22 protein-coding genes are annotated in these 25,463 nt (G+C 59.7%); 11 read left to right on the top strand and 11 right to left on the bottom strand.

Going from position 1 to position 25,463, the window contains the following annotated elements; translation table 11 throughout:
* Window positions 1–34 precede the first annotated feature (34 nt).
* The 7 genes from rseP to KD146_RS05695 all read left to right on the top strand — a co-directional run bounded on the left by rseP (window position 35) and on the right by KD146_RS05695 (window position 7,831).
* Window positions 35–1,171, top strand: coding sequence for an RIP metalloprotease RseP (gene rseP / locus KD146_RS05665; protein ID WP_212657745.1), 1,137 nt, complete (start codon window positions 35–37; stop codon window positions 1,169–1,171).
* A 140-nt stretch (window positions 1,172–1,311) separates the two neighbouring features.
* Window positions 1,312–3,495 (top strand): outer membrane protein assembly factor BamA, encoded by a 2,184-nt coding sequence (gene bamA / locus KD146_RS05670; protein WP_212657746.1) that lies wholly within the window; start codon window positions 1,312–1,314, stop codon window positions 3,493–3,495.
* Window positions 3,496–3,567: 72 nt separating this feature from the next.
* Entirely contained in the window at window positions 3,568–4,596 is a 1,029-nt protein-coding gene (gene lpxD, locus KD146_RS05675) for a UDP-3-O-(3-hydroxymyristoyl)glucosamine N-acyltransferase (RefSeq protein WP_212657747.1), read from the top strand.
* Window positions 4,593–5,057 carry a 3-hydroxyacyl-ACP dehydratase FabZ gene (gene fabZ, locus KD146_RS05680; protein WP_212657748.1) on the top strand — a complete coding sequence of 155 codons (465 nt, stop codon included), beginning with the start codon at window positions 4,593–4,595 and terminating at the stop codon, window positions 5,055–5,057. Before lpxD ends, fabZ begins: the two co-directional genes overlap by 4 nt.
* A complete protein-coding gene (gene lpxA, locus KD146_RS05685) occupies window positions 5,054–5,863 on the top strand; it encodes an acyl-ACP--UDP-N-acetylglucosamine O-acyltransferase (RefSeq protein ID WP_212657749.1) in 810 nt (269 codons plus the stop codon). Before fabZ ends, lpxA begins: the two co-directional genes overlap by 4 nt.
* 8 nt (window positions 5,864–5,871) lie before the next feature.
* A complete protein-coding gene (gene lpxI, locus KD146_RS18445) occupies window positions 5,872–6,708 on the top strand; it encodes a UDP-2,3-diacylglucosamine diphosphatase LpxI domain-containing protein (RefSeq protein ID WP_212657750.1) in 837 nt (278 codons plus the stop codon).
* The gene (locus tag KD146_RS05695) at window positions 6,701–7,831 is read left to right on the top strand and encodes a lipid-A-disaccharide synthase (protein ID WP_249327759.1); all 1,131 of its coding nucleotides are present in this window, start codon (window positions 6,701–6,703) and stop codon (window positions 7,829–7,831) included. The genes lpxI and KD146_RS05695 overlap by 8 nt, the downstream gene beginning before the upstream one ends.
* Here KD146_RS05695 and gltA read toward each other — a convergent pair.
* Together gltA and gltX are read right to left on the bottom strand one after the other, a co-directional pair.
* Complete coding sequence (gltA, locus tag KD146_RS05700) at window positions 7,828–9,117, bottom strand: citrate synthase (protein WP_212657752.1); 1,290 nt, start codon at window positions 9,115–9,117, stop codon at window positions 7,828–7,830. The two genes, KD146_RS05695 and gltA, sit on opposite strands and share 4 nt — an antisense overlap.
* Before the next feature lie 155 nt (window positions 9,118–9,272).
* On the bottom strand, window positions 9,273–10,691 hold the full coding sequence (gene gltX / locus KD146_RS05705) for a glutamate--tRNA ligase (RefSeq protein ID WP_427857037.1): 1,419 nt from the start codon (window positions 10,689–10,691) through the stop codon (window positions 9,273–9,275).
* A 242-nt stretch (window positions 10,692–10,933) separates the two neighbouring features.
* Here gltX and KD146_RS05710 point away from each other — a divergent pair, with 242 nt between their 5' ends.
* Entirely contained in the window at window positions 10,934–12,913 is a 1,980-nt protein-coding gene (locus KD146_RS05710; protein WP_212657754.1) for a ComEC/Rec2 family competence protein, read from the top strand.
* Here the strand turns inward: KD146_RS05710 and KD146_RS05715 are convergent.
* The 4 genes from KD146_RS05715 to KD146_RS05730 are packed head-to-tail and all read right to left on the bottom strand — an operon-like array spanning window position 12,885 to window position 17,267.
* A complete protein-coding gene (locus KD146_RS05715; protein WP_212657755.1) occupies window positions 12,885–14,843 on the bottom strand; it encodes a beta-galactosidase in 1,959 nt (652 codons plus the stop codon). The two genes, KD146_RS05710 and KD146_RS05715, sit on opposite strands and share 29 nt — an antisense overlap.
* Before the next feature lie 10 nt (window positions 14,844–14,853).
* Window positions 14,854–15,729, bottom strand: coding sequence for an SMP-30/gluconolactonase/LRE family protein (locus KD146_RS05720; protein WP_212657756.1), 876 nt, complete (start codon window positions 15,727–15,729; stop codon window positions 14,854–14,856).
* Window positions 15,726–16,337 carry a 2-dehydro-3-deoxy-6-phosphogalactonate aldolase gene (locus tag KD146_RS05725; RefSeq protein ID WP_212657757.1) on the bottom strand — a complete coding sequence of 204 codons (612 nt, stop codon included), beginning with the start codon at window positions 16,335–16,337 and terminating at the stop codon, window positions 15,726–15,728. Before KD146_RS05725 ends, KD146_RS05720 begins: the two co-directional genes overlap by 4 nt.
* 9 nt (window positions 16,338–16,346) lie before the next feature.
* Window positions 16,347–17,267, bottom strand: a complete 921-nt coding sequence (locus tag KD146_RS05730; protein ID WP_212657758.1) for a 2-dehydro-3-deoxygalactonokinase — start codon at window positions 17,265–17,267, stop codon at window positions 16,347–16,349.
* A 294-nt stretch (window positions 17,268–17,561) separates the two neighbouring features.
* Between KD146_RS05730 and KD146_RS05735 the strand changes: the two genes are divergently transcribed.
* Window positions 17,562–19,370: an IlvD/Edd family dehydratase gene (locus KD146_RS05735; RefSeq protein ID WP_212657759.1), complete on the top strand. Its 1,809-nt coding sequence runs from the start codon at window positions 17,562–17,564 to the stop codon at window positions 19,368–19,370.
* A 103-nt stretch (window positions 19,371–19,473) separates the two neighbouring features.
* On the opposite strand, the gene aat is transcribed toward KD146_RS05735, so the two are convergent.
* The 5 genes from aat to KD146_RS05760 all read right to left on the bottom strand — a co-directional run bounded on the left by aat (window position 19,474) and on the right by KD146_RS05760 (window position 23,444).
* Window positions 19,474–20,103 carry a leucyl/phenylalanyl-tRNA--protein transferase gene (aat, locus tag KD146_RS05740; RefSeq protein ID WP_212657760.1) on the bottom strand — a complete coding sequence of 210 codons (630 nt, stop codon included), beginning with the start codon at window positions 20,101–20,103 and terminating at the stop codon, window positions 19,474–19,476.
* A gap of 50 nt (window positions 20,104–20,153) precedes the next feature.
* Complete coding sequence (gene accC / locus KD146_RS05745; RefSeq protein WP_212657761.1) at window positions 20,154–21,500, bottom strand: acetyl-CoA carboxylase biotin carboxylase subunit; 1,347 nt, start codon at window positions 21,498–21,500, stop codon at window positions 20,154–20,156.
* 10 nt (window positions 21,501–21,510) lie between these two features.
* Window positions 21,511–22,005 (bottom strand): acetyl-CoA carboxylase biotin carboxyl carrier protein, encoded by a 495-nt coding sequence (gene accB / locus KD146_RS05750; RefSeq protein WP_212657762.1) that lies wholly within the window; start codon window positions 22,003–22,005, stop codon window positions 21,511–21,513.
* Window positions 22,006–22,039: 34 nt separating this feature from the next.
* Window positions 22,040–22,477, bottom strand: a complete 438-nt coding sequence (gene aroQ / locus KD146_RS05755; protein ID WP_212657763.1) for a type II 3-dehydroquinate dehydratase — start codon at window positions 22,475–22,477, stop codon at window positions 22,040–22,042.
* A 94-nt stretch (window positions 22,478–22,571) separates the two neighbouring features.
* Complete coding sequence (locus KD146_RS05760) at window positions 22,572–23,444, bottom strand: DsbA family protein (RefSeq protein WP_212657764.1); 873 nt, start codon at window positions 23,442–23,444, stop codon at window positions 22,572–22,574.
* A 155-nt stretch (window positions 23,445–23,599) separates the two neighbouring features.
* Between KD146_RS05760 and KD146_RS05765 the strand changes: the two genes are divergently transcribed.
* Window positions 23,600–24,745 (top strand): pyridoxal phosphate-dependent aminotransferase, encoded by a 1,146-nt coding sequence (locus KD146_RS05765; RefSeq protein WP_212657765.1) that lies wholly within the window; start codon window positions 23,600–23,602, stop codon window positions 24,743–24,745.
* A gap of 101 nt (window positions 24,746–24,846) precedes the next feature.
* Entirely contained in the window at window positions 24,847–25,428 is a 582-nt protein-coding gene (locus KD146_RS05770) for a hypothetical protein (protein ID WP_212657766.1), read from the top strand.
* Window positions 25,429–25,463 lie beyond the last annotated feature (35 nt).

Here is a 25,463-nt window from a genome sequence, read left to right on the forward strand (position 1 = left end):
ATTGGCGCAAGGCGCCGACTGCACAAGGAAGACAATGTTCGAATTCATCTACTGGCTGCTCTCCTACGTCGTTCCGTTTCTCGCGGTCCTGACCGTGATCGTGTTCGTGCACGAGATGGGTCACTATCTCGTTGCCCGCTGGAACGGCATCGCCATCCAGACTTTCTCGGTCGGCTTTGGCCGCGAGTTGTTCGGCTGGGACGACCAGCACGGGACGCGCTGGCGTATCTCCGCGATCCCGCTGGGCGGCTATGTGCGGTTTGTCGGCGATATGGATGCCGCCAGCACGCCGGACCGTGAGGTGATCGCCAAGGCCGACCCAGAGTTGTCCAAGCGACTGTTTGCCAACAAGAATGTCTGGCAACGCATCTCTGTTGTGCTGGCCGGTCCGGTTGCCAACGTCATTCTGACTTTCGTCATTCTGTATGCGCTGCTGCTTGGCTATGGCCGCTATACCATCCCGCCTGTCGTGGGCACGGTGATTGCTGAATCACCTGCCGCAATGGCTGGTCTGGAGCCGGGTGATATTATCGTCTCGGTGGATGGCTATACGGTGCGTGGCTTTGAGGACTTCCAGCGTCTGGTCGCCACCAGCCCTGAGCGGCCGGTGACCATCGAACTGGAACGCGGCAGCAGGCTTGAGACCCTGGTGCTGGTGCCTGAGGCCACCGAGGTGGAAGACAGGTTCGGCAATGCGCAACGGATTGGCCGAATCGGGGTGAGCCGCGACGTCGCTGAAACCGATGTAACGCTCTATCGACCCAGCCCAATTGAAGCGATTGGTATGACAAGCGAAGAAATAAGCTTCATTGTGCAGCGTACCGCCGCTTTTCTTGGTGACTTCTTTGTGGGACGCGGTGATGTCGAGCAATTGGGTGGACCGGTCAAAGTTGCCAAGGTTTCCGGCGAGGTTGCGACTCTGGGAATCGTCGCACTCATAAATCTGACGGCTTTGCTTTCGCTAAATATCGGAATTTTCAATCTTTTACCGGTACCCATGCTCGACGGCGGTCACCTCATGTACTATCTGGTGGAAGCTGTTCGAGGGCGTCCACTCAGCACGAAAGTTCAGGAAATCGGCTTCCGTATCGGATTTGCCCTTGTCCTGAGCCTCATGGTGTTTACGCTCTTTAACGATACGGTTTTTGCTCATCTGGGAATTCTGCGTTAACGCTCAGTTAACTTAGGTTCGTAAGGTGTTGCAGGAATACAAGAGCACCAAGCATTTGCTAACCGCGACAGGGCTTACGCCTTGTCCTTGGTTAAAAAGGCGGTAAAACGGTGTAATGGAGTTAGTCTTGGGGGAGCGCTATGCATGGCGATTCCTTGGGCATGGTCGCAGAAGGCAATAACAATATGATCCACCCCACCAAGTTGATGCGCGGCGCATTTCTGGCGCTAGCGATACTGGGCGCAGCACCGCTCGCAGGTCCCAGCATCCCGCTTCTTGGCGCTGCGACGGCTCAGGCGCAGGAGCAGCTGGTCGGCTCGGTATTGTTTGAGGGCAATCGCCGCTTCACCGATGCGCAGCTTCTGGCAATGGTCGATGTGTCGGCTTCCGGCATTTTCACTCAGCAGCGTCTCGCATCCGATATCGAGAGTATTCGCCAGGCTTATGACCGCGATGGTTTTCTGACCGTATCGGTCACCTCGCGGACCGAGGCGACTGTTGATGGTCGTGTCCGTGTTATTTTCGTTGTCAATGAAGGTGATCGCGCGGGTATCGCGGCAATCAACTTCACCGGCAATAATTCTATCCAGGGCGGCAACCTCAAGGGTGCCATGCTGACCAAGGAAACCGGCATTCTGAGCTGGTTGTTCAAAGATGACGGCTATGACGAGCAGAAGCTTGCAGTCGATCGCGAGCGGATCCGTCTGTATTACGCCAATCGCGGTTTCCCTGATGCTCAGGTGACGTCAGTCGGTGAATACGATGCGGCTCGCAATGCCTATTTCATCAACTTCACCATCAATGAAGGCCAGAAGTACAAGTTTGCCGGCGTCGGTATCGAGACCAGCATTCCCGGCCTGAATACAGATGCGCTTCGCGGCACTGTGCAGACAGGTGAAGGCAGTCGTTATTCCGTGAGCGAACTGCAGTCGACGATCGAGGACATGTCCTACGAAGCGACTACGCAGGGTTACTCCTTTGCTGATGTCCGGGCCCGTCTGGATCGCGATGTTGCCAATGGCACATTCAACGTCACTTACCTGGTCGATGAAGGTCCGCGCGTCTATGTTGAGCGGGTCAACATCACCGGCAATGACAAGACCCGCGACTTCGTTATCCGTCGTGAGCTGGAGTTTGCTGAAGGGGACCCCTTCAACCGTGCACTGGTGGTTCGTGGCCGCAACAACATTGACGCACTGGACTACTTCTCGTCCGTCAGCGTGACGACAGCTGCTGGCTCGGCTCCTGACAAGGTGGTCATCAATGTCGCTGTGACTGAAAAGTCCACCGGTGAGTATGGCGCCACTGCAGGCTATTCGACGACCGATGGTATTTTGGGCGAGGTCTCACTGACCGAACGCAATTTCCTGGGCCGTGGTCAGTATCTGCGCGCAGCCATTGGTGCATCCCAGGCCGGGCGTACGTTTGATTTCTCGTTCACCGAACCCCGTTTCATGGGCTTGAAGGTCTCTGCCGGCATTGACGCGTATCACCGCATCAATGAGGAAACGACCAGCACGTTCTATGGTTCGCAGGCGACCGGTGGTCAGTTGCGTGCCGGTATCCCACTGACGTCCGACTTGTCGTCGACGGTGTTTGCCGGTCTCGAGCGCAAGATCATTACCGACGTCAATGACAACCCGACATACCAGTCATCGCTGGTGGTGGATGGTCAGGAATTCAACAAGGCCTATATTGGCTACACCCTGACCTGGAACGGTTTGGATGATGTCAAGAAGCCAACTGAAGGCCTCTATGCAACGTTCACCCAGCAGTACATTGGCTGGGACCATAATCTGGTGAAGTCCGAAGCTCGCGCACGTTATTTCGTGCCCGTGGTGGAAGACAGCGGGATTGTTGCGAGCTTGAAAGGTCAGGCTGGCGTGATCAATGATCTGAGCGGCAACGGCGTTCATGCGGTTGAGGCGTTCAATCCTGGTACGCAGTTGATCCGTGGCTTTGAAGGCCGGGGCCTTGGTCCACGTCTGCAGAGCGGTGAGTATCTTGGTGCAACCATGTATGCCGGTCTGTCTGCCGAGATCAGCTTTCCGATCCCGGCTGTGCCTGAGAGCTATGGTCTGAGCGGCGCCCTGTGGGCCGATGCGGCCTGGGTTGATGGTCTGCCACGGATTGGCACTGGCAGTGCCGCACTGTCCAATGTTGATGCGGGCAGCCAGGACGCTCCATGGCGTACTTCGATCGGCGCGTCGCTGATCTGGGACAGCCCATTTGGTCCTCTGCGTGGCGATTTCGCCCACGTGCTGAACAAGTCGACGTCGGACCGTACGCAGGTCTTCCAGCTTTCGCTGCAGACTCTGCTCTAGCCATAATGGCGTAAAACAATTCTTTGAGCCGCGGGGCGGTAGCGCCGCGGCTCAATGCATTTAAGTGACATCATGGTCGACACTCGTTTTCATCGCTTTGCCGGCCCCACCACGGTCGGCACCCTTTTAAGAGCGCTTGAGCGCAACGATCTGTTGCAGGATTTAGCAGCGCCCGACCTGATGATCGATGGTGCAACTGACCTCGATGTGGCCGGCGCCAACGATTTCGCCCTTGCTGCCCATGTCAGCTACACCGACGCTCTTAAATCTACTGCTGCTGGTGTGGTCATTGTTTCTCGGGCCTTGGCTGATGCCGTTCCTGAGGGCTGCGTGGCCCTGGTGTGCGACAAGCCGCATCATCTTTTCGCTGATGTCCTGGACTATCTCTATCCCAACAGCACGCGCAGCGTGATTGCCGGCGGTCGTGATGATCTGGGCGAGCCGGTTTTCGAAGCTGATGTGGTGATCGGCACCAATGTGGTGCTCGGACAGGGCGTCGAGATTGGTCGTGGTTCGATCATCGGGGCGAACACGGTCATCGGGGCTGGTGTCACCATTGGTCGCAATACGACCATTGCCGCCAACTGCACCATCGATTGTGCGCATATCGGCAATGGCGTGGTGATTCACTCGGGCACGCGTATTGGCTCTGAGGGCTTCGGCTGGCTCGATTTTGGTGTGTCCAATCGCAAGTTGCCACAGTTGGGGCGCGTGCTGATCCAGAACAATGTCGAGATTGGTGCCAATGCAACGATTGATCGCGGCGCTCTTGGCGACACGATGATCGGCGAGGGCACTAAGATCGACAACCTTGTCCAAATCGGCCACAACTGCCGTATTGGTCGCAATTGCATTATCGCGGCGATGTCGGGCCTGTCAGGTTCGACCATCGTTGGCGACGGGGTTCTGATGGGCGGCGGCGTTGGCACATCAGGGCATTTGGAGATTGGTGCGGGGTCGGTCGTTCATGGCCGCGCCGCCGTCACCAAGGACTGGCCTGAGGGCTCTAAGCTTGCCGGGGCACCTGCCCAGGACATTATGGATTTCTGGCGAGAGATCGCCGCTATGCGCAAACTATCAAAAGGGGTTAAGCGGGGATGACCGAGAGCACCGAGCTCACAGCAATGAGCATTGCCGAGATCCTCACGGCCCTGCCGCATCGCTATCCGTTCCTGATGATTGACAAGATTATCAAGATCAATGGCGATGAGACGGCGGTTGGGGTCAAGAACGTCACGTTCAACGAGCCGATCTTCCAGGGGCATTTCCCCGAGAACCCGATTTTTCCGGGTGTCCTGATCATTGAAGGCATGGCCCAGACCGCTGGTGCGATTGTGATCAAACACGATTCCAACAGCGGCAAGAAGAACATCGTTTTGATGCTGGGGGTCGACAAGGCCAAGTTCCGCAAGCCAGCGGGTCCAGGCGACGTGATTGAATTTCACATTGCCAAGATCCAGCGTCGCCGCAATGTCGGCCGGTACAAGGCCGAGGCCATCGTTGACGGTACGGTCATTGCCGAGGCCGAAATCACGGCAATGATTGTCGAGGCGACTTCGTGAGCCTAGCGATCGTTCATCCGACAGCTCTTGTCGGTGCCGGCGCGCAGTTGGGCCAAGGCGTCAAGATCGGACCGTATTGTATTGTGGGCGACAGGGTCGTGCTGCATGACAATGTCGAGCTGGTTTCTCACGTGTCTATTGACGGCAATACCGTGGTCGGTGCGGGTACGCGGATTTACCCGTTTGCTTCGGTCGGCCACGAGCCGCAGGATCTGAAGTATCACGGTGAAGCCTCACGGCTGGAAATCGGTGAGCGTTGCGTTATTCGCGAGTCGGTCACCATCAATCCGGGCACTGAAGGCGGCGGCATGCTGACCAAGATCGGCAATGAATGCCTGATCATGGCCAGTGCGCATGTGGCTCACGACGCGATCATTGGCAACAATGTGATCATGGCCAACTATGTCGGCATCGCTGGTCATTGCCAGATCGGTGACAATGTCATTTTTGGCGGCACTTGCGTCATCCATCAGTTCACACGCATTGGTGCACACGCCTTTATCGGCGCGCAATCGATGGTTGATGGCGACATCATTCCCTACGGCATGGCTGTGGGTAATCGTGCATCGCTGACCGGTTTGAACCTGGTTGGTCTCAAGCGCCGCAAGTTTGATCGTGAAGCGATCCACCGGCTGCGTGCGGCCTACCGGCAGATTTTCTCAAATGAGGGAACACTGCGCGAACGGGTCGAAGATGCCGCTGACCTGTTCAAGGAAGATGCGCTGGTGCAGGATGTGGTGGCCTTCATCATGGCGGCCTCTGACCGGCCGATTCTGACACCACGCAACGGCCAGTCCTCGGAGTGAGGAACAAGGTGGCGGGACGGCTCTCGATCTTTGCGGGGACCGGGGCTCTCGTTCCCCACATTGTCGAGGCAGCATTGAGCGGCGGGTACAAGGTGCAGGTGCTGACCCTGGCGCCGCGCGACGCAATCCCGGGCATCAAGATGATCAACGTTGATCTCGACAACCCGCTTGGCATCATCTGGTCGCTCAAGGTGTTTCGTACCACGCAAATTGCCATGGCCGGTGGCATCCACTTGCCAGACAAGGCGCGTGAGGGACTGATCCGGTTTGCCAATGGCAATGTCGATACCGGCAACGTGGTGGCCGAAGCGCCGGTTGGTGATGCCGCGCTGGGTGCGTTGGCAAAAGTACTCAAGAACATGACCGGTGCCGACATGATCGGGGTGCATGAATTGTCCCCAGATCTGCTTGCTGGTGAGGGCGTCATTGCCGGCGCTGGATTTGACGATCACGCCGCCGCTTTATTCGCATTGGAAACAGCGCGGGCCATCGGAATGCTCGATATCGGACAGGCGGCGGTGACGTCAGGGCGCCGGATCATTGCCGTTGAAGACATTGGTGGCACCGATGCCCTGATCGAACGCGTCGGGGCGCTGCGCGCGCGCGGGCTGGCAGGCAATGGCAGTACCCCGCTGATCCTGGCCAAGGCCATGCAGCCACAACAGGCCGGGTTCGTCGATTTGCCGGCCGTGGGGCCGCGGACGGTTACTGGCTGTGCCGCGGCCGGCATCGCGGCAATTGCGGTCGAGGCTGGGCATAGTCTGGTGCTGGAGCGCGCTGCGCTTCAGGCCGCCGCCAAGCAGCACGGCGTGGTGGTCCTGGGGATGACTCTTGACCATGGATGAGCCGCTCAAGCTTTTCATTCTGGCGGGTGAACCATCGGGCGATCGGATTGCTGCCGATCTGGTGGCGCGGCTACAGCAGCGTGTGCCGCTGGCCCTTGCCGGTGTAGGCGGTGACGAACTCAGCGCTCTGGGGCTTCAATCACTTTACCCCATGAGCGATCTGTCCGTGATGGGCATTAGTGATGTGTTGCGCCGACTACCGCTGCTGCTGTGGCGGGTTGAGCAGACCGCGCGCGCCATTCGGGCCGACAAGCCGGACATTGTTGTGCTGGTTGACGCGCAGGATTTCTCCAAACTGGTGGCCAAGCGCCTGAAGGCGCTCGGCTATGCGGGGACGGTCATCCTCTATGTTGCACCGTCGGTTTGGGCGCGGGCGCCTGAACGGGCCGCCAAGCTCGAGCCGCTGTTCGACGAAGTTCTCGCGGTGCTGCCATTTGAGCCTGCGGTCATGCGGAGCCTGGGCGGCCCGCTCACCAGCTATGTGGGGCATCCGGCTCTCGCCGAAAGGCTGGAACAGGCTGATGGGGCCGAGAAGGGACCGCTGGTGTTGTTGCCAGGGAGCCGCGAGGGTGAGTTGCGTCGACATCTGCCGCTATTTCGGTCCGTTGTGGCGCAACTGGCCGAGCACCCCGTCATTGATGGTGTAGTGATCCCGACGTTGCCATCACTGGCAGCGCGCATTCAAGGCGAAGTTGCTGACTGGCCTGTGCCAGTGGCTGTGATTGATCAGCGTGGCGATCGCCGAGCCCTATACGGGCGGGCTGTTGCGGCGCTGTCAGTGGCTGGCACGGCAACGCTGGAACTGGCATTGGCCCGCGTGCCAATGGTGGTGAGCTATGTGATGGATGGGCACCAGGCGCGGGTCTTCGACAAGCTGGGGCGCCCCATAATTTCTCTGCCCAACATCATTCTGGATCGCCCCGAAGTCAGCGAGCTGGTGCAGGCCAAGCCGGACGCAGACGCCATCGTTGCCAGTCTGTGCGCATTGCTGGACAACAAAAAAGCCCGCCAGGACCAGATATTGGCCTTTGGCGAGCTTGTCGAATTGATGGTGGCGGGCAGCGGCGACTTTCCCCGTCAGGATCCAGCGGACCGGATCCTGAGCTATTGGTCTGCCGCTTAGCGGGCGTCGACCTGCTTGTAGTCGCGGGCTGGCGAGCCATCATAAAGCTGCCGTGGGCGACCAATCTTCTTCTGCGGATCGCCGATCATTTCCTTCCACTGGGAAATCCAGCCGACGGTGCGGGCGACAGAGAACAGCACGGTGAACATCGACGTCGGGAAGCCAATCGCTTCAAGGATGATGCCCGAGTAGAAGTCCACATTCGGGTAGAGCTTGCGCTCGATGAAGTATGGATCTTCAAGCGCGATTTTCTCGAGTTCCTGCGCCACCTGCAGCGTGGGATTGTTGTGCACGCCGAGCAGGTCAAGGACCTCCTTGGCAGTCTTCTGCATCACGGTCGCGCGGGGATCGAAGTTCTTGTAGACGCGATGGCCAAAGCCCATCAGCTTGAACGGATCGCTCTTGTCCTTGGCGCGGGCAATGAACTCAGGAATGCGATCGACGGTGCCGATTTCCTTGAGCATGTTGAGCGCAGCTTCGTTCGCGCCGCCATGGGCAGGGCCCCACAGGCAAGCCACACCGGCTGCGATACAGGCGAATGGGTTGGCGTCGGACGAACCAGCCAGGCGAACGGTAGAGGTCGAGGCGTTCTGCTCGTGGTCTGCATGCAGGGTGAAGATCAGGTCCATTGCCTTGGCAATGGTTGGGTTCACCTCATAATTCTCGGCCGGAACCGAAAAGCACATGTGCAGGAAGTTCGACGCGTAATCGAGATCGTTGCGTGGATACACGAAGGGCTGGCCGACCGAGTATTTGTAGGCCATGGCCGCGATCGTTGGCATCTTGGCGATCATGCGGATCGAGGCGATCTCGCGCTGCTGCGGATCGGTGATGTCGGTGGAGTCATGGTAGAACGCTGCCATGGCGCCGACCACACCGGTCATGATGGCCATTGGATGGGCATCGCGGCGGAAGCCACGGTAGAAGTAGTGCATCTGCTCATGCACCATGGTGTGACGTGTCACCAGTTCATCGAACTCGACCAGTTGGGTCTTGTTGGGCAGTTCGCCGTAGAGCAGCAGATAGCAGACTTCTATGTACGAAGCGTTTTCCGAGAGCTGATCAATGGGATAGCCGCGGTAGAGCAACTGGCCCTTGTCACCATCGATATAGGTGATGGCACTGTCACAGGCCGCCGTGGAGGTAAACCCCGGGTCGTACGTAAACATGCCGGTCTTGGCGTATAAGGTGCGGATGTCGATGACATCCGGACCAACGGTGCCAGACAGAAGCGGGAATTCGTGGGTCTGATCCCCGATGACGAGTTTGGCGACTTTATCGGTCATTTAGCTCTCCTCGAAGGCCCCGGAACCCCAATTGGAAAGGGATTTCGGTAGGGTCGGGGCCGTGTATGTGGCAGTCACATAATTACCGGACAGGTATCAGCTTTTGCTGTCCTGAGGCAACTGATGGGTAAGCAAGGCTTACCCTGCTATTAGCACTAGACAGCGCTGATTTGATCCTGAAGGCGCGCCATTGCTTCGTCGCGACCGATCAGCACCATAACCTCAAAGATGCCTGGTGAGACAGTGCGTCCGGTCAGCGCAGCCCGCAATGGCTGTGCCAGTTTGCCCAGCTTGAGGCCCTTGGCCTCGGCCAGGGTGCGCATGGCAGCGTCGATGGCAGGCACCGACCATTCATTGAGACCGTGCAGCATTTCGGCCATGTCACCAAGCACGATGCGCGATTCCGGTGTCAGCAGCGCTGACGCCTTTTCATCAATAGCAAGCGGACGTGACGCGTAGATGAACTGGGCCAGATCGATGAGTTCCAACACGGTTTTGGCGCGTGGCTGCAATTCTGGTAGGGCGCTGAGGGCGGTGTCCCGGTTGGCCGAGAGTCCCTCGGCGTCAGCAGTGCGGCCAACTTCCCGGGCCGTTGCCAGCATGACGTCGTAGAGATATTCCGGCGTTGCTTCGCGGATGTAATGGCCGTTGATGTTCTCTAGCTTTACGAAGTCGAAGCGTGCGGCGCCCTTGTTGAGCCCGTCCAGCGCAAACCACTCGACCATCTGGTCGGTGCTGAAGAACTCGTCGTCGCCATGGCTCCAGCCGAGACGGGCGAGATAGTTGCGCAGGGCTTCAGGCAAGTATCCCATCTGGCGGTAGGCTTCTACGCCCAGAGCGCCATGACGCTTGGAGAGCTTGGCGCCGTCAGGACCGTGGATCAACGGGATATGGGCCATCTCCGGCACGGGCCAGCCCATGGCGTTGTAGATGATAATCTGGCGGGCCGCATTGGTCAGGTGATCGTCGCCACGGATAATGTGGGTGACGCCCATATCGTGATCATCGACCACCACGGCGTGCATATAGGTGGGCGTGCCGTCAGAGCGCATGATGATGAAATCATCCAGGTTCTCAGCCTTGAATACGACCTGGCCCTGCACATGGTCGTTGACGGCGATGTCGCCGCTCAGCGGCGCCTTGATGCGGATCACCGGGGCAACCCCCTCGGGAGCTTCGCTCTGGTCGCGATCGCGCCAGTAACCGTTATAGCGTGGCGGCTTGCCGGCGGCACGGGCCTCTTCACGCATCTGGTCTAGCTCGGCTGATGAGCAATAGCAGTAGTAGGCATGGCCCAGTTCAACCAACTGGCGCGCCACCTCGGCGTGACGGTCGGCGCGTGCGAACTGGCTGATCGGGTCGCCTTCCCAATCCAGACCCAGCCATTTCAGGCCATCGATCAAGGCAACCACAGCCGCATCAGTAGAGCGTTCGCGGTCCGTATCTTCGATACGCAGCAGCATCTTGCCGCCCTGGTTTTTGGCGAATGCCCAGCTGAACAGCGCCGTGCGGGCGCCGCCAATGTGCAGATAACCAGTGGGCGAAGGGGCGAAACGGGTGACGACCTGGGACATGAGACCGGAGTGCTTGGAGAGATTGAGAGCCGTGTGTAGCATAGAGGGGCACGAGCGCAAGGGCGGGGGCAGGGCCGGTGCAGCGGGGCGAAACTCTCGATCGCGAAATCGACGATATGAGACGGGTCTCACCCGCATCCCCTATGCCTGCCGTCCTGCCCGGACGGGGGCGTCAGACTGGACGAACCGCTCCCTTCTCTGCGGCTGTCACGCAAGTCAGGGACGCTGTATCGGCGCGGCGGTTGTTCATCCTGTTGCCCTTTGCAATGCTGGCGGGGCTGATTGCGTATGCCAGTCTTCCCGTTGAACCGCAAAGCTGGGCGTTGGTCGCCGTCGGGCTGGCTGTCCTGGCATTGGTCGTAGCGCTGCGTGCGTCGACTATCCTGCCGCTGTTGGGGCTGCTGGCCGCGTTTTGGGCCGGGGTCTGCCTATTGCCACTACATGGGTTCTGGTTCGGCACCGAAATGCTGCGCTATCCGGCTTATGGGGCGTATTCGGCACGGGTCGATGCCATTGTTTCGGCCACTGAAAGTACGCGCCGCATCATCATTTCGGATCTGACCCCGTTCGATGGCGCCCGAGCACTGCCGATTGTCCGGGCACGGTTGGTCACGCCACCCACGCCGCCGCTGGCGCCGGGTGACACGATTGAGGCCAAAGTTCGCTTGGCACCCGTTCCCGGTCCCGTTCTTTCCGGTAGCTTTGATGGACAGTTTCACGCCTACTTCGCCGGTGTTGGCGCCTATGGCATTGTAACCAGCGGTTTTTCCAAAACCGGGTCGGGGGCGCAGTTCGACCCGGGGCGCGTGGTTGAGCAATTGCGCATGGGGATTGGTGCTCGTATCGCGGGTGTGCTTGATGGTGCTTCAGCTGCCATTGGGCGGGCCATGGTGGTGGGCGATCAAAGCGAGATCACCGATGAAACCCGCGAGGTGATGGCGCAGTCGGGGCTGGCCCATATCTATTCGATATCCGGGCTGCATCTATCGATTGTTGCAGGTGGCGTGTTCTGGCTGATGCGCTGGCTGCTGGCCGCCATTCCGCCTGTCGCCAATCGCTGGTCGGTCAAGAAGGTAGCGGCAGTGACCGGGCTGATCGCGGCAGGGGGATATTTGCTGCTGGCCGGTGGCGTGGGGAATATCCCGGCTCTGCGTTCAACCATGATGCTGGGCCTGATCTTTGGTGCGGTTCTGGCCGGACGCCGGGCGCTAACAATGCGCAATGTTGCCATTGCGGCCCTTGCGATCATGGTGATTGATCCAGCCAGCGTGTTCCGGGCCAGTTTCCAGCTGTCATTTGCCGCTGTGGTGGCCTTGATCGGTATCTACGAGATGCCGCGATCTGCCCCAAGGGGTAATCGCAACTGGATGGCTCGCATGGGCGGATCGTTATGGGCTGCGGCGGCTACCAGCCTGATCGCCGGTATGGCGACGCTGCTGTTTTCCGCATATCATTTCCAGCAGACCGCACCCCTCAGCGTGGTAGGCAATGTGTTGGTGCTGCCTGTCGTCAGCCTGATCATCATGCCCTTCGGGGTGTTGTCCGTGCTGGCGATGCCATTGGGCATCGAGAAGCCCTTTGTCGCCATCATGGGCTGGGGCATCGACCGGATGGTCGATGGTGCTGTTCTGGTGGCGGGTTGGAGCGCTGGACTAACGGGTAACCCATTGCTGACCGTTTGGGCCCTGATCATCGGTCTGGCGGCCTTGGCGTGGTTTGCCTTTTTGCCCACTCGCTGGCGCTTGGCTGGCCCGCTGCTGGCGGTGCCGTTGGTGCTGCTGTTTGGGCTGGACCACCGTCCCGATGTGCTGATTGCCGACACCACCCAGGCAGTGGCGGTTCGACAAGGCGAAGCGATGGGTCTGGTGACGGGGCGCGGCGGCAGTTTTGCGGTCAATGTTTGGAGCGATCACTACCAGGAGGAGATCGCTGACACTTTCGAAGGAGCCCGCTGCGACAGATTGGGGTGCATCGCGCGTACCCCGGAATTCTCTATCGCCGTGATCAAAAATGCCGCCGCTTTTGCTGAAGATTGCGGGCTGCATGATTTGGTGGTCGCCCGTCTGCGCGCGCCGGTTACCTGCAAAGGAAGCCTGGTAATCGACAGTGAAGACCTGCAGGCCGGGGGCGTGCAGTGGCTGCGCTGGGATGGTTCGGCGGCGCGGTTTGACCTCCGCACCGCCATTCCCAACCTCAACCGGCCGTGGCGAGTCGCGCGATAGTAACGCCCGCCGCTGGAATTTCGGCGGTGCCAAGCACGTATCCGGTTTCGTCATGCGCAAGTGTCAGGGTGGCTGGGCCAGCATTGTAGTTGACGTAGACACGCAGGCCGTCGCGCGTGCGGCAGCGCACGCCCGCTGGCAGGTTCAATGTCACCAGATCGGCCTCGGCGATCAGATAGTCGACCACGCGATGGACGAGTGCCTTGGTGCCGGTGCCGCCCAGATAGTAGAGCTTGCCCTGATTGACCAGAACCGGCCAACCTTCGGTGTCCTCGATGACCACATTGGCCTTGGTCTCGATGCGTTCGCGCCAGTGGTGGACCGAGCCGCTGCCTTTGACCTCGATTTCGAGCGACGGATCAATGCTGTCGATGCGCAGCACCTTGAGGTCAAGCAGATTGCTTGGCAGATCCGGCGCCAGCCTGGGCGGGATGGCGAAATTCTGCGTCTTGGAGCCAGAGCGCGGACCGATCAGCAGGTGGCCATCAAATTCGCTGATTGCCGTGCGCAGCTCGTCATTCCAGGCAAACAGGGCCGGGATAGCAATAATGTCGTAGCCGGCAAAGCTAGTGGTGCTGGGTGGTAGAATATCGATATCCAGCCCGTGACGGCGGAAGGCCGCATAGAGCGCCCGCACATGGGCGCCATGCGTGAAGCCCTTGGCCTGCGGTTGAACGTCCCAGGCCCATTCGCTCTGATAGTCATAGACGAGGCCGACGCGTCCCTTGCTGGCGGCGCCCGTAATGCCGATCGACTTGAGTTCCTGCGCGACCTGAAGGGCTTCATGGTAAGCGGGAGCAGGTTCGCTGTCGGGGCGCAAGAGGCCGGCATGCATCTGTTCCTGCGCAAAGGGTGCCTGGCGCCAGCGGAAATAGGAAACAACCTCCGCGCCATGGGCAAAGGCTTCCCACGCCCAGAGACGCGCCATGCCGGGCAAGGGATCGGGATTGAAATCGGCCCAGTTCACCGGACCGGGCTGCTGCTCCATGATCCACCAGCGGCCGTGACCAACGGTGCGGTAGAGATCGTGGTGGAATGCCTGATAGTCGGGTTCACCCTGGCGCAGATACTGGCGCTTGACCTCTTCGGGCTCGGTGCTAACAGCGAGATGGCCAATCGGGTAAGCGTCCCAGGCCGCCACATCAAGGGATTTGGCAACGTCATAGTGGTCGAATTCGGTATAGCGGCCCATGAAGTTATGGATGACCGGCAGGTCGGGGCGCTTGGCTTTGAGGATGTCGTACTGCACCTTGTTGAAGGCGGCGACCTGATCTGATGCGTAGCGCCGATAGTCCAGGTCATGGGCGGGCGCTGGTTCGCAGACCAGAAGATTGGGGAGTTCGACCTGATCGAAGCGGTTGTATTCCATGGACCAGAACACATTGCCCCATGCCTCGTTCAAGGCTTCGACCGTGCCGTATTTTTCGGCCAACCAGCGCTGAAACCCAACCTTTGCGGCCGGCGAATAGGAATAGGTGGTGCCGTGGCAGCCATATTCATTGTCGGTCTGCCAGCCGCCCAGCGCGGGATGGCTGGCGACGGCATCGGCCAGCAACTGCGTGATGCGGGCGGATTCTTCGCGATAGCCAAGATGCGAGAAATCGTAGTGGCGGCGCGAGCCAAAACCTTTCTGGCGGCCATTGGCGTCGACAGCGAGCATGTCTGGGTGCTTGTCGACCATCCAGCGTGGTGGGGTGGCAGTGGGTGTGCAGAAAATGACCTTGAGCCCGTGGCGTCCCAGCACATCCATGGAGCGGATGATCCAATCGAACTGCAGATACCCCGGCGTGGGTTCGAGCTTTGACCAGGCGAACTCGCCTATCCGGACAAAGGCGATGCCGACCTCAGCCATGCGCGCTGCATCCTGCTCCCAGACCTCCTCGGACCAGTGTTCTGGATAGTAGCAAACGCCCAGGGCTGGATTGATCATGACGGAGTTCTCAGAGTTTGATTGGGGTTTCGGCCTGACCGGCGACGTCGACGTCGATAGCAAAGACACTGCCGGCGTGTGGTTCATTTGCCCTCTGTTCTGGGCTCAGTCCGGTATTGGCGGTGGTGATGAACATGGTCTTGAGGTCAGCTCCACCAAAGGCAGGGCAGGTCACCTGACTGACGGGGAGTTCAACGATCCGATCAATTGATCCATCGGGTGCGTGGCGGACGACACAATTGCCGCCCCATCGCGCGTTCCAGAGGTAGCCTTCGCTATCCACGACCGCGCCGTCAGGGGAGCCGCGATGGTCCGATACATCGGCAAACAGTGTCCACTCGCCAATCGGCATGCCGGTTGCCGGATCAGTGGCGCATTGCATGATCTGGCGGGTCGGGGTGTCGGACCAGTAGGCAATGGTGCCATCGGGCGAGAAGCAGGTGGCATTTGGAATGCTGATATTGGACTTGAGCGTGCTCAGCGTGCCGTCACGATAGTGATAGACGGCGCCGATAGGGGTTTCTTCGTTCTTGCCCATGGTGCCGATCCAGAAGGCGCCAGAGGGATGCACGCGGCTATCATTGGTGCGGGTCTCACCATTGCTGGCTTCGATGCCCACAATCGGCGCGATGCCGCCCATGGTGATGTCAAAACCCTTGAGTCCGGTTTCAGCGGCCAGCACCAGGGTGTTGTCGTCAACAATTGCGGCCGCAGCGACCACTTCGTTGAACAGCCACTGATTGGTGATTTCACCGGTAGCATTGGCCGCGTACAGGGTGTCTTCCTTGATATCGAAAAAGAACAGTTCCTGGCGTCCGGGATGCCAGAGCGGGCCCTCGCCGAGGGTGCACTGGGTGTCGATGAGAAGGCGGGCCGTCTGGCTCATTGGGGGAACCCCGCATCATAGGCGGCAACCGCCGCATTTGCGCGTTCGCTAACCTGGGCCGCGTCCATGCCGGGCTTGTAGATATAGGTTCCCAGGCCAAAGCCCGAGCAACCGGCAGCGAAGTACTCATCGAAATTGTCGGGATTGGCACCGCCGACCGCATAGAGCGGAATTTCCGGCGGCAGCACGGCCTTCATGGCCTTGATACCCTTGGGGCCAAGTACTTCGGCGGGAAAGAACTTCAGGCCTGTGGCACCCGCCTTGATGGCGCGGAATGCGTCGGAGGGCGTGAATACGCCGGGGAAGGACAACATCTGCATTCGGATCGTTTCTGCGATCACCTGCTTGTTGGTGTCAGGCGAGACAACGAATGTGCCGCCTGCCTCGGATACGGCGGCGACCTGCTTCTTGTTCAGCACGGTACCCGCCCCAATGGTGGCGATATCGCCCAGCGCATTTGACGCCATGGCGATACTGATCAGCGCATCGGGGGAATTGAGCGGGACCTCGATCATGGTGATCCCTGCCTCGATCAGGGCTTCACAAACATCGATGGTTTCGCTGGGGGGGATGCCGCGCAGAATGGCAATGAGGTGACGGTGTTCCATAAGCGGCTCCTAGGCGGCGTAGCTGCGCGCGGCCTTCAGGCCCGCCAGCACAATATTGGTGGTGTCCTGCGGCAACCCGGTGGCGCCAATCATTTCAAGGACTTGGGCGTAAAGGGCGCACAGGCTGGGTGAGCCAATCAATGGCACTGCCTGCTGGCCGATCAAATGGCGGTTGCTGGCGACTTCAGTGCCGATCAGCAGACCCGAGAGATAGCCGGCGCACCAGTCAGGCTGACGATTTGACAGCAGGGCGCTGGCGCGTACCTGAAACAGGGTGCCGAGCAATTGTTCGGGGTGGTCCAGACCGGCGCGGGCGCCTGCTATAAAGCCCTCCGCTCGGCCGGGACCGTCGAGGTCCCCGTTCATGGAGTGGCGCAGGACCGAGTGGGTACGCAGGACTTCGTAGATTTCGCCGGTCATCGCCGTTGAGAAGTGGTCAATGCGGGTCCCCGAAAGACGGGCCCATTTGGAGTGGGTGCCGGGCATGCAAACCATGCCGGAAAAGCCGGGCTCAAGAGCCGCAAGACCGAGCAATTGGGTCTCTTCGCCGCGCATGACATTGTCAGCGCCCGCCTTTTGGCAAACGCCGGGTAGAATCGCCGGGGCGAAGCGTCCGTCAGGCATTGTAGGGTGGACAGCGCCGGCCAGCAGACCGCGCAAATCGGTGGGAGTTTCAAGATAAGGGGCCTCGAGCCAGCCCTGACGCGCGCCGGCCATGCCACAGATCAGCACGTCCAGTGCTCCCCCGCCGGCAGCCGTAACCCCATCAAGCACCTCGATAAGTGCGGCGGGAAATTCCTCGCGAGTCAGCTTACCCATGCCCTTGGCCGATTGCCGCTCCAGCGCCACGCTGCCATCAGGGGCAATGCCCCATGCTCGCAGGTTGGATGTGCCCCAATCAACGGCGACCCAGTCTACGATATTCGTCACGAATTCCCCTCCGTCGCCCAAATTTGGCGCGACCCTAATGGCTGAATCTCATTTCAGCCAGACCGAATATCCGGCCCGGTCGTCGTCAAACCTGCTCTCCGAAGCATCGTCCTGTCTCGTCGTCCGGTAAGTCCGTGTGAGCGTTCCGACAGATTTTCGCGGGATTTCTGGACTTTGCGCATAAGTATGATTTTTTCTACCAAAGACCATTCACAGCGCGTCCAGCCATGCTAGAACGTTGGCAAATCCCGGCGCCTGCGTGCGCACGGTGAGGAGCAGCAAGGAAGTTCAAAAATGACGGCAGGTAACGGCGATTCAGCGGGCAACAAATTGCGTTCGCGCGCCTGGTTCGACAATCCAGAGAACCCGGACATGACGGCTCTCTATCTTGAGCGCTACATGAATTTCGGCGTTTCGCGTGAAGAGCTGCAGTCAGGCAAGCCCATTATCGGTATTGCCCAGACCGGTTCGGATTTGAGCCCCTGCAACCGTCATCACATCGTTCTGGCAGAGCGCGTGCGTGAAGGCATTCGCGAAGCGGGCGGTATTGCCATCGAATTTCCGGTGCATCCGATTCAGGAAACCGGCAAGCGTCCGACGGCGGGGCTGGATCGCAATCTGGCCTATCTTGGTCTGGTTGAAGTTCTGTACGGCTATCCACTTGATGGCGTTGTGCTGACCATTGGTTGCGACAAGACCACGCCCGCCATGCTGATGGGTGCTGCTACCGTCAATATTCCGTCGATTGCCCTGTCGGTCGGCCCCATGCTGAACGGCTGGCACAAGGGCGAGCGCACTGGCTCGGGCACCATTGTGTGGAAGGCGCGCCAGATGATGGCCGCCGGCGAAATCGACTATGCCCAGTTCATCGAACTGGTGGCCTCATCGGCCCCCTCGACCGGCTTCTGCAACACCATGGGCACGGCTTCGACCATGAATTCGCTGGCGGAAGCGCTGGGCATGCAATTGCCCGGTTCGGCGGCAATTCCCGCGCCCTATCGTGATCGCCAGGAAATGGCTTATCGCACCGGCAAGCGGATCGTTGACATGGTGCATGAGGACCTCAAGCCCTCTGACGTCATGACCAAGGACAATTTCGTCAACGCCATCGTGGTCAATTCGGCCATTGGTGGTTCGACCAACGCGCCGATCCACATTCAGGCCATCGCCAAGCACATGGGCGTTGAGCTCGAGTTGCAGGATTTCCAGACCCACGGCCACAAGGTGCCGCTGCTGGTGAACCTGCAGCCCGCCGGTGAATATCTGGGCGAAGATTTCTATCATGCCGGCGGTGTGCCGGCGGTGGTCAATGAGTTGATGGGGCAGGGGCTGATCCGTGAGGGTGCGCCGACAGTCAACGGCAAGACCATTGGCGAAAACTGCGCCGCGACCACCATTCAGGACGACAAGGTCATCCGTCACTTCGACAACCCGCTCAAGGTGGATGCAGGCTTCCTGGTGCTGCGTGGCAATCTGTTCGACAATGCCATCATGAAGACCAGCGTGATCTCGCCCGAGTTCCGCGATCGCTACCTCAACAACCCAGCCCATCCAGGCATGTTTGAGGGCAAGGCGGTGGTCTTTGATGGTCCGGAAGATTATCACCACCGGATCGATGATCCGGCGCTGGAAATCGACGAAAACACGCTGTTGTTCATGCGCGGCGCTGGTCCGATCGGCTATCCCGGCGCGGCCGAAGTGGTCAATATGCGGCCACCCAGCTATCTGATCAAAAAGGGTATTACAGCGCTCGCGTGCATTGGCGATGGTCGTCAGTCCGGCACCTCCGGCTCACCCTCGATCCTGAACGCTTCGCCAGAAGCTGCCGCGGGTGGCAATCTGGCCATTCTCAAGACTGGCGATCGGGTTCGGATCGATCTGAACAAGGGGCAGGCCAACATTCTGATCTCGGACGAAGAGATCGCCACACGGCGAGCCGATCTGGAAGCTTCGGGTGGCTATAAGTATCCCAAGCATCAGACCCCATGGCAGGAAATCCAGCGCGGTATCGTTGGCCAGCTGGGTGATGGCGCCATCCTCAAGCCTGCCGAGAAGTATCAGCGGATTGCTCAGAGTGAGGGCGTGCCGCGCGACAACCACTAGGTTGCGCCAAGCCCCCAAAACACCAAAGGTCCCGCCAACTGGTGGGGCCTTTTTCGTTTCTGCCACTGCGTTATCGGTAACGGGTCAGTTGCGCGTTGGGCGGTCAGTTTCGGTCGATGGCTGACCAGTCGCCCTGCAGCAGGAGTGCATCGGCAAGGCGCTCTTCATAGAGTTCGCGGGGGATTTCGATGCCGCCCAGCGATTCCAGATGATCGGTGAGAAACTGGGTGTCGAGCAGCACGTAGCCACCGGTGTTGAGCCGATCCACCAGATGGGCCATGGCGATCTTGCTGGCATTGGTACGGCGGTGGAACATGGATTCCCCGAAAAAGGCGCCGCCAATGGCGAGCCCGTAAAGTCCGCCGACCAGTTCGGCGCCGTCCCAGACCTCAACCGTGTGGGCCACACCGCGTTCGAACAACTCGCCATAGACTGACCGGATGGTGCGGTTGATCCAGGTCGTGTCGCGGTCTGCGCCCACTGTGGCACAGGCGTCGATTACAGCTTCGAAATCGGTATCGACCTTGGTGACAAAACCGGATTTGCGGATTGCCTTGCGCAAGCTGGTGGAGAGGCGAAAGCCGTCCAGGGGAATGATGCCGCGCTGCTCCGGGCTGACCCAGAACAGGTTCTCGTCCTGAGCGTCCTCAGACATGGGAAAGATGCCCGCCTGATAGGCGCGCACGATCAATTCAGGGGTGATCTCAAGTTCGAACGGGTTTGGGCGGGACATGACGCACCTTGGGTCTAAAGGAAAGGGGCGCAGTGCGCCCCTTTGGTAGATCAGACCTTGTTCTCGGCCAGGTATTTTTCAAGCCAGTGAATGTCATAATTGCCCGAAAGAATGTCGGGCTCCTTGATCAGACGCTGGAACAGCGGCAGCGTGGTCTTGATGCCGTCGATTACGAACTCGTCAATGGCGCGGCGCAGGCGCTGCAGACACTCGTCGCGGGTGCGACCATAGACGATCAGCTTGCCGATGAGCGAGTCGTAATAGGGCGGGATCTTGTAACCCTGATAAACCGCCGAATCGACGCGAATTCCGACGCCACCTGCGGGGTGGTAGAAGGTGATCGTGCCGGGCGAAGGAGCGAAGGTCTGTGGGTCTTCGGCATTGATACGCACTTCAATGGCATGACCGTTGAACTGGACCTTGTCCTGGGTGATGGACAGCTTCTCGCCCGAAGCGACGCGAATCTGCTCATAGACGATGTCTATACCGGTGATGCGTTCGGTGACTGGATGCTCCACCTGCAGGCGGGTGTTCATTTCGATGAAATAGAACTCGCCGTCTTCGTAGAGAAATTCGATCGTGCCAGCGCCTGAGTATTTCAGCTTGCGCATGGCGACCGCGCAAATTTCGCCGATTTCGTCGCGTTCCTGCGGCTTGATGGTGGGGCCACCGGCCTCTTCCCAAACCTTCTGATTGCGGCGCTGCAGCGAGCAGTCACGAACGCCCAGATGCACCGCATTGCCCTGTCCGTCGCCCAGTATCTGGACTTCGATGTGGCGCGGCTTGCCAAGGTATTTTTCCATGTAGACCGAGCCATTGCCGAAAGCAGCAGCAGCTTCGGAACGTGCGGTGGACCAGGCGGTCAACACGTCGTCTTCGGAGTTGGCCAGCTTCATGCCGCGACCACCACCGCCAGCGGTGGCCTTGATCAGGACGGGATAGCCAATTTCCTTGGCCATGCGCTTGGCTTCAGCTTCGGTTTCAACCGCGCCGGGCGAGCCGGGAACCACGGGAATGCCAAGCTCGACGGCGGTCTTTTTGGCCGTGATCTTGTCGCCCATGATGTCGATATGGTGGCTGGAGGGACCGATGAAGGTCACCTTGTGCTCGGTCAGGATCTTGGCAAAGCGAGCATTCTCGGACAGGAAGCCATAGCCGGGATGCACGGCGTCTGCGCCGGTGATCTCGATGGCAGCCATGATCGAGGGAATGTTGAGATAGCTGTCCTTGGCGGACGGCGGCCCAATGCAGACGCTTTCGTCGGCAAGGCGAACGTGCATGGCATTGGCGTCAGCGGTGGAGTGCACCGCCACGGTCTGGATGCCGAGCTCCTTGCAGGCGCGCAGGATGCGCAATGCGATTTCGCCGCGATTGGCGATCAGGACCTTTTGGAACATGGGGTTCCCCTTACTCGATGACGACGAGTGGCTCGCCGTATTCCACCGGCTGGGCGTCCTCGAACAGGATGCGCGTGACGGTGCCCGAGCGATGTGCGGGGATCTGGTTCATGGTCTTCATGGCTTCAATGATGAGCAGCGTCTGACCCTCGGTCACCTTGGCGCCAACCGAAACAAAAGCCGCCTTGCCTGGCTCTGGTGCGGTGTAGGCGGTGCCAACCATCGGCGAGGTCAGTGTGCCGGGGTTGGAAGCGAGATCTTCAGCGGCAGCAGGCGCTGCAGCAGGAACCGAGCCAGCTGGTGCCATCGAGGCGGCAGGCGCTGCCGCCGGTGCGGGCGCATAATGCTGCGGCGCTGCGTAGGTTACGCCTTCATTGGGGTATGAGCGGGTGACACGGACCCGGAAGTCCTCCTGCTCGATTTCGATCTCGGCGAGATCTTCCTTGTTCAGCAGCTCGGCGATGGCTCGGATCAGATCCTGATCCACTTGCGATGACTTGGTCATTCTTGTCGGTCTCCCGCGCGTTACGCGTTGATCGTTACTTGAGTTTTTCGGCGAGCGCCATGAGCGCCATTGTATACCCGGTGACACCAAAGCCGCAAATGACACCGAACGCCACAGCCGACACATAGGAATGGTGCCGGAAGGCTTCGCGCTGGTGGATGTTGCTCAGATGCACTTCTGCAACGGGCAGCCCGACGGCCTTGAGCGCGTCGTGGATGGCTACGGACGTATGGGAATAGGCTGCCGGATTGATGATAATCGCGTCGGCGGTCTTGCGGGCATCCTGAATCCAGGTGACCAGCTCGCCTTCGTGATTGGATTGGCGGAAGTCGATTGTCAGGCCCTGTTCAGTGCCTGTCTGCTTGCACAGAGCCTCGATATCCTTGAGCGTTTGCGCGCCATAGATATCCGGCTCGCGCGTGCCGAGCAGATTGAGGTTCGGGCCGTTGAGGACGAGAACGCGCTTTGCCATAATTTTTGCCTTGTGCACCGGGTCTTCGTGCTGAAGCAAGCGCGGTTACACGAAATGCACCGAAAACGCAAAGAACCCGGTAGATTATGACCGATCAGCTATCGCACTGGGTTTCGCCGCATTCGCGCATATTGGCGATACGCTGGCGCAGTTCATCCACGCCGATGGCGCCAGGGATGACCTCATTGCCGATGATATAGGTCGGGGTGCCGGTGATGTTGAGCGCCTTGGCGATCTCATAGGACGTCTGGATCGTCCTGGAGACGCTGTCAGTGCCCATATCGAGCTCAAGGCTGACCGGGCTCAGGCCCAGGTCGGCTGCGGCCGCCAGGGCCACATCCTTGTCGACCTTGCCGCGACTGGTGAACAGCGCTTCGTGGAAGCTCCAGTAGTCGACGTCAGAATCACCAACCAGCACGGCGATGCGGGCGGCATCGATGGATTCGTTGGAAAGAATGGGGAATTCCTTGAAGATCACGCGCAGATTGGGATCTTCGGCCAGCAGGGTGGCCAGGTCGGGCAGGGCCGAGCGGCAGTAGCCGCAATTGTAATCAAAGAACTCGACCAGGGTCACATCACCATCGGGATTGCCGACCACAACCTGACCGGGGTCATTGAAGATCGCTTCCTGCATGGTGGCAATGGCGGCGGTGGCCTGACTGCGTTCTTCGGCGCGCAGTGTCGAATCAAGCGCCACCGAGACGCGCTGCAGGATCTTTGGATCGCTCATCAGGAAGGATTCGATCATCGGGTTGATGATGTCGGCGTCGAGCGTGGCGACTTCCTGAGCAGGCGCGGCAGCCATGGTGGCGCTGCGCTGGGCGTCATAGGCGGTGATTGCGTCATCAATCATGGCCTGCACAGCCACGCTGTCCGTCTGCGGGGCGGGCTGGATGATTGTGGCATAACCCAGGGCGCCAGCAAGGATACCCGCAAGGGCGACGAGAGCGATGGTGACGCGTGACATGGCTGGTTGGAACTCCGGTCCTGATGAAACGCCTGCCTTCTAGCAGAGCTGAAGCCAGATTAGCAGGGGGGAGTGAACAGGTACTTGGTGTGCCCATCAATTGTTGTTGAGGGGCGGGGCAGTTCGCGATAGGCGGATGGGGTCAAGGAGTGTGCATGACCGACCTTCCCGCCGACGGGCTGATGCCCTTTCACGCCATGGAAATTCTCAAGCGCGCCAAGGTGCTTGAGGCAAGCGGGCGCAGCATCTGCCATCTCGAGGTGGGCGAACCCGGTTCGCCGCCGGCGCCCAAGGTGCTCGAAGCAGTGCGTCAGGCGTTGCCGCAGGCACAGGGCTATACCAATGCCAAGGGCCTGGGCGAGCTGCGCGAGGGCCTTGTCGCCTACTACCAGAACCAGCATGACGTGGTTGTGGATGCCGACGTCATTGTGTGCACCATGGGGTCATCGGCCGGTTTTATCCTGGCCTTCCACACGGCGTTTCGTCCCGGCGCGCGGATCGCCATCACCCGGCCGGGCTATCCGGCCTATGTGAACACGCTGCTCGGGCTGGGCTTCGGTATCACCGAAATCCCGCTGTCCGTCAGCAATGGCTGGCGCCTGACCGGCGCTGATATTGCAGCCGCTCATGCGGAGCAGCCATTTGAAGGGCTGCTGTTTGCCAGCCCGGCCAATCCCACCGGTGCCGCAATTGATCGGGCAGGGCTGGCTGACATTATCGCCACTTGCGAGCGTCTGGGGATAACTATGATCTCAGACGAGATCTATCACGGTCTCGATTATCGCGGTCCCTCCGTCAGCGCGCTGGAGCTGACAAAAAAAGCTATCATTATCAATAGCTTCTCAAAGTATTATTGCATGACCGGCTGGCGCATTGGCTGGATGGTGTTGCCTGAAATGCTGGTGCGGCGGGCCGAAATCCTGCAGCAGAACCTGTTTATCTCAGCGCCGACACTGAGCCAGATTGCGGCGACTGTGGCGCTGGGGGAGCGCGATTATGCCGAAGAGCAGAAAGCGGGCTACGCAAACAACAGGTTGGCGCTCGACGACGGGCTGCGCGCCTTGGGATTTGATGTCGGCGGGGCGTCCGACGGGGCGTTCTATGCCTATGTCGGTATCTCCAAATTCTCCAATGATTCCATGGCGTTCTGCGAAGCCATGCTGGAGGAAGCGGGCGTGGCGATGACGCCTGGCATCGATTTCGATCGGGTCAATGGGCAGGGCTATGTGCGGCTGTCCTATGCGGGAAAAAGCGAGACAATTGCGCTGGCGCTTGAGCGCATGAGCGGGTTTTTACGCTAACAGACTGTTAGCACTGAACCTATGAAGTGCGTCGCAACACTGACATTGACGCAACTTTGCGGTGCTAGAGTGCATTGGCGGGAGGACGAGGAGGTCCGGCCATGCATGCACAACCGGTTGATCCGAGTGTTCTGGCGCATTGCGTTGCCATTGTTGTGTCCCAGAACAAGGTAGATGGCGAGGCGCTTATGCGACTTGCCGAACGGCTTCGCTTCGGCGCGGTGATAGCCCACTCACCCAAGCTCAAGCCGGAGCCTTTCAATCACCGCCTGGTATTCTTTCTGGTCCATTTCGACTTCGCCAATACCGCCCGCATGCAATTGCTGCGCGATCTGCGCCACTTTCCCTCAGTCAGCCTGGCCTATGCGCCGGTGGTGATGTTTTTGCGCGACGCGTCGGCAGCGCAGATCAAAGCCGGCATCGAGATGGGCTTTGACGATGTGATCAATGTGCCGGGCGAGGGGTCCGCTATTGCGCATCGGCTGGCAAGCCAGATCGGGCGCGAACATCTCTATGTCGAAACCCGCACCTATCTGGGGCCTGACCGTCACCGCATGGACAGGTTCGGGCCTGGTCCGGCGCAACGTCAGGCGGAAGAACCCCATGCCCGTCTGTTCATTATGCGCACGGTCGAGGAAGGGGTCCATATCTTGCGGCGCGAGGATGTCCACAAAGCCCATTGAGGCCGGTTGGCGCGCTCGCAGCCCCCCAAAACAAT

The organism is Devosia litorisediminis (assembly GCF_018334155.1).
Taxonomy (GTDB): domain Bacteria; phylum Pseudomonadota; class Alphaproteobacteria; order Rhizobiales; family Devosiaceae; genus Devosia; species Devosia litorisediminis.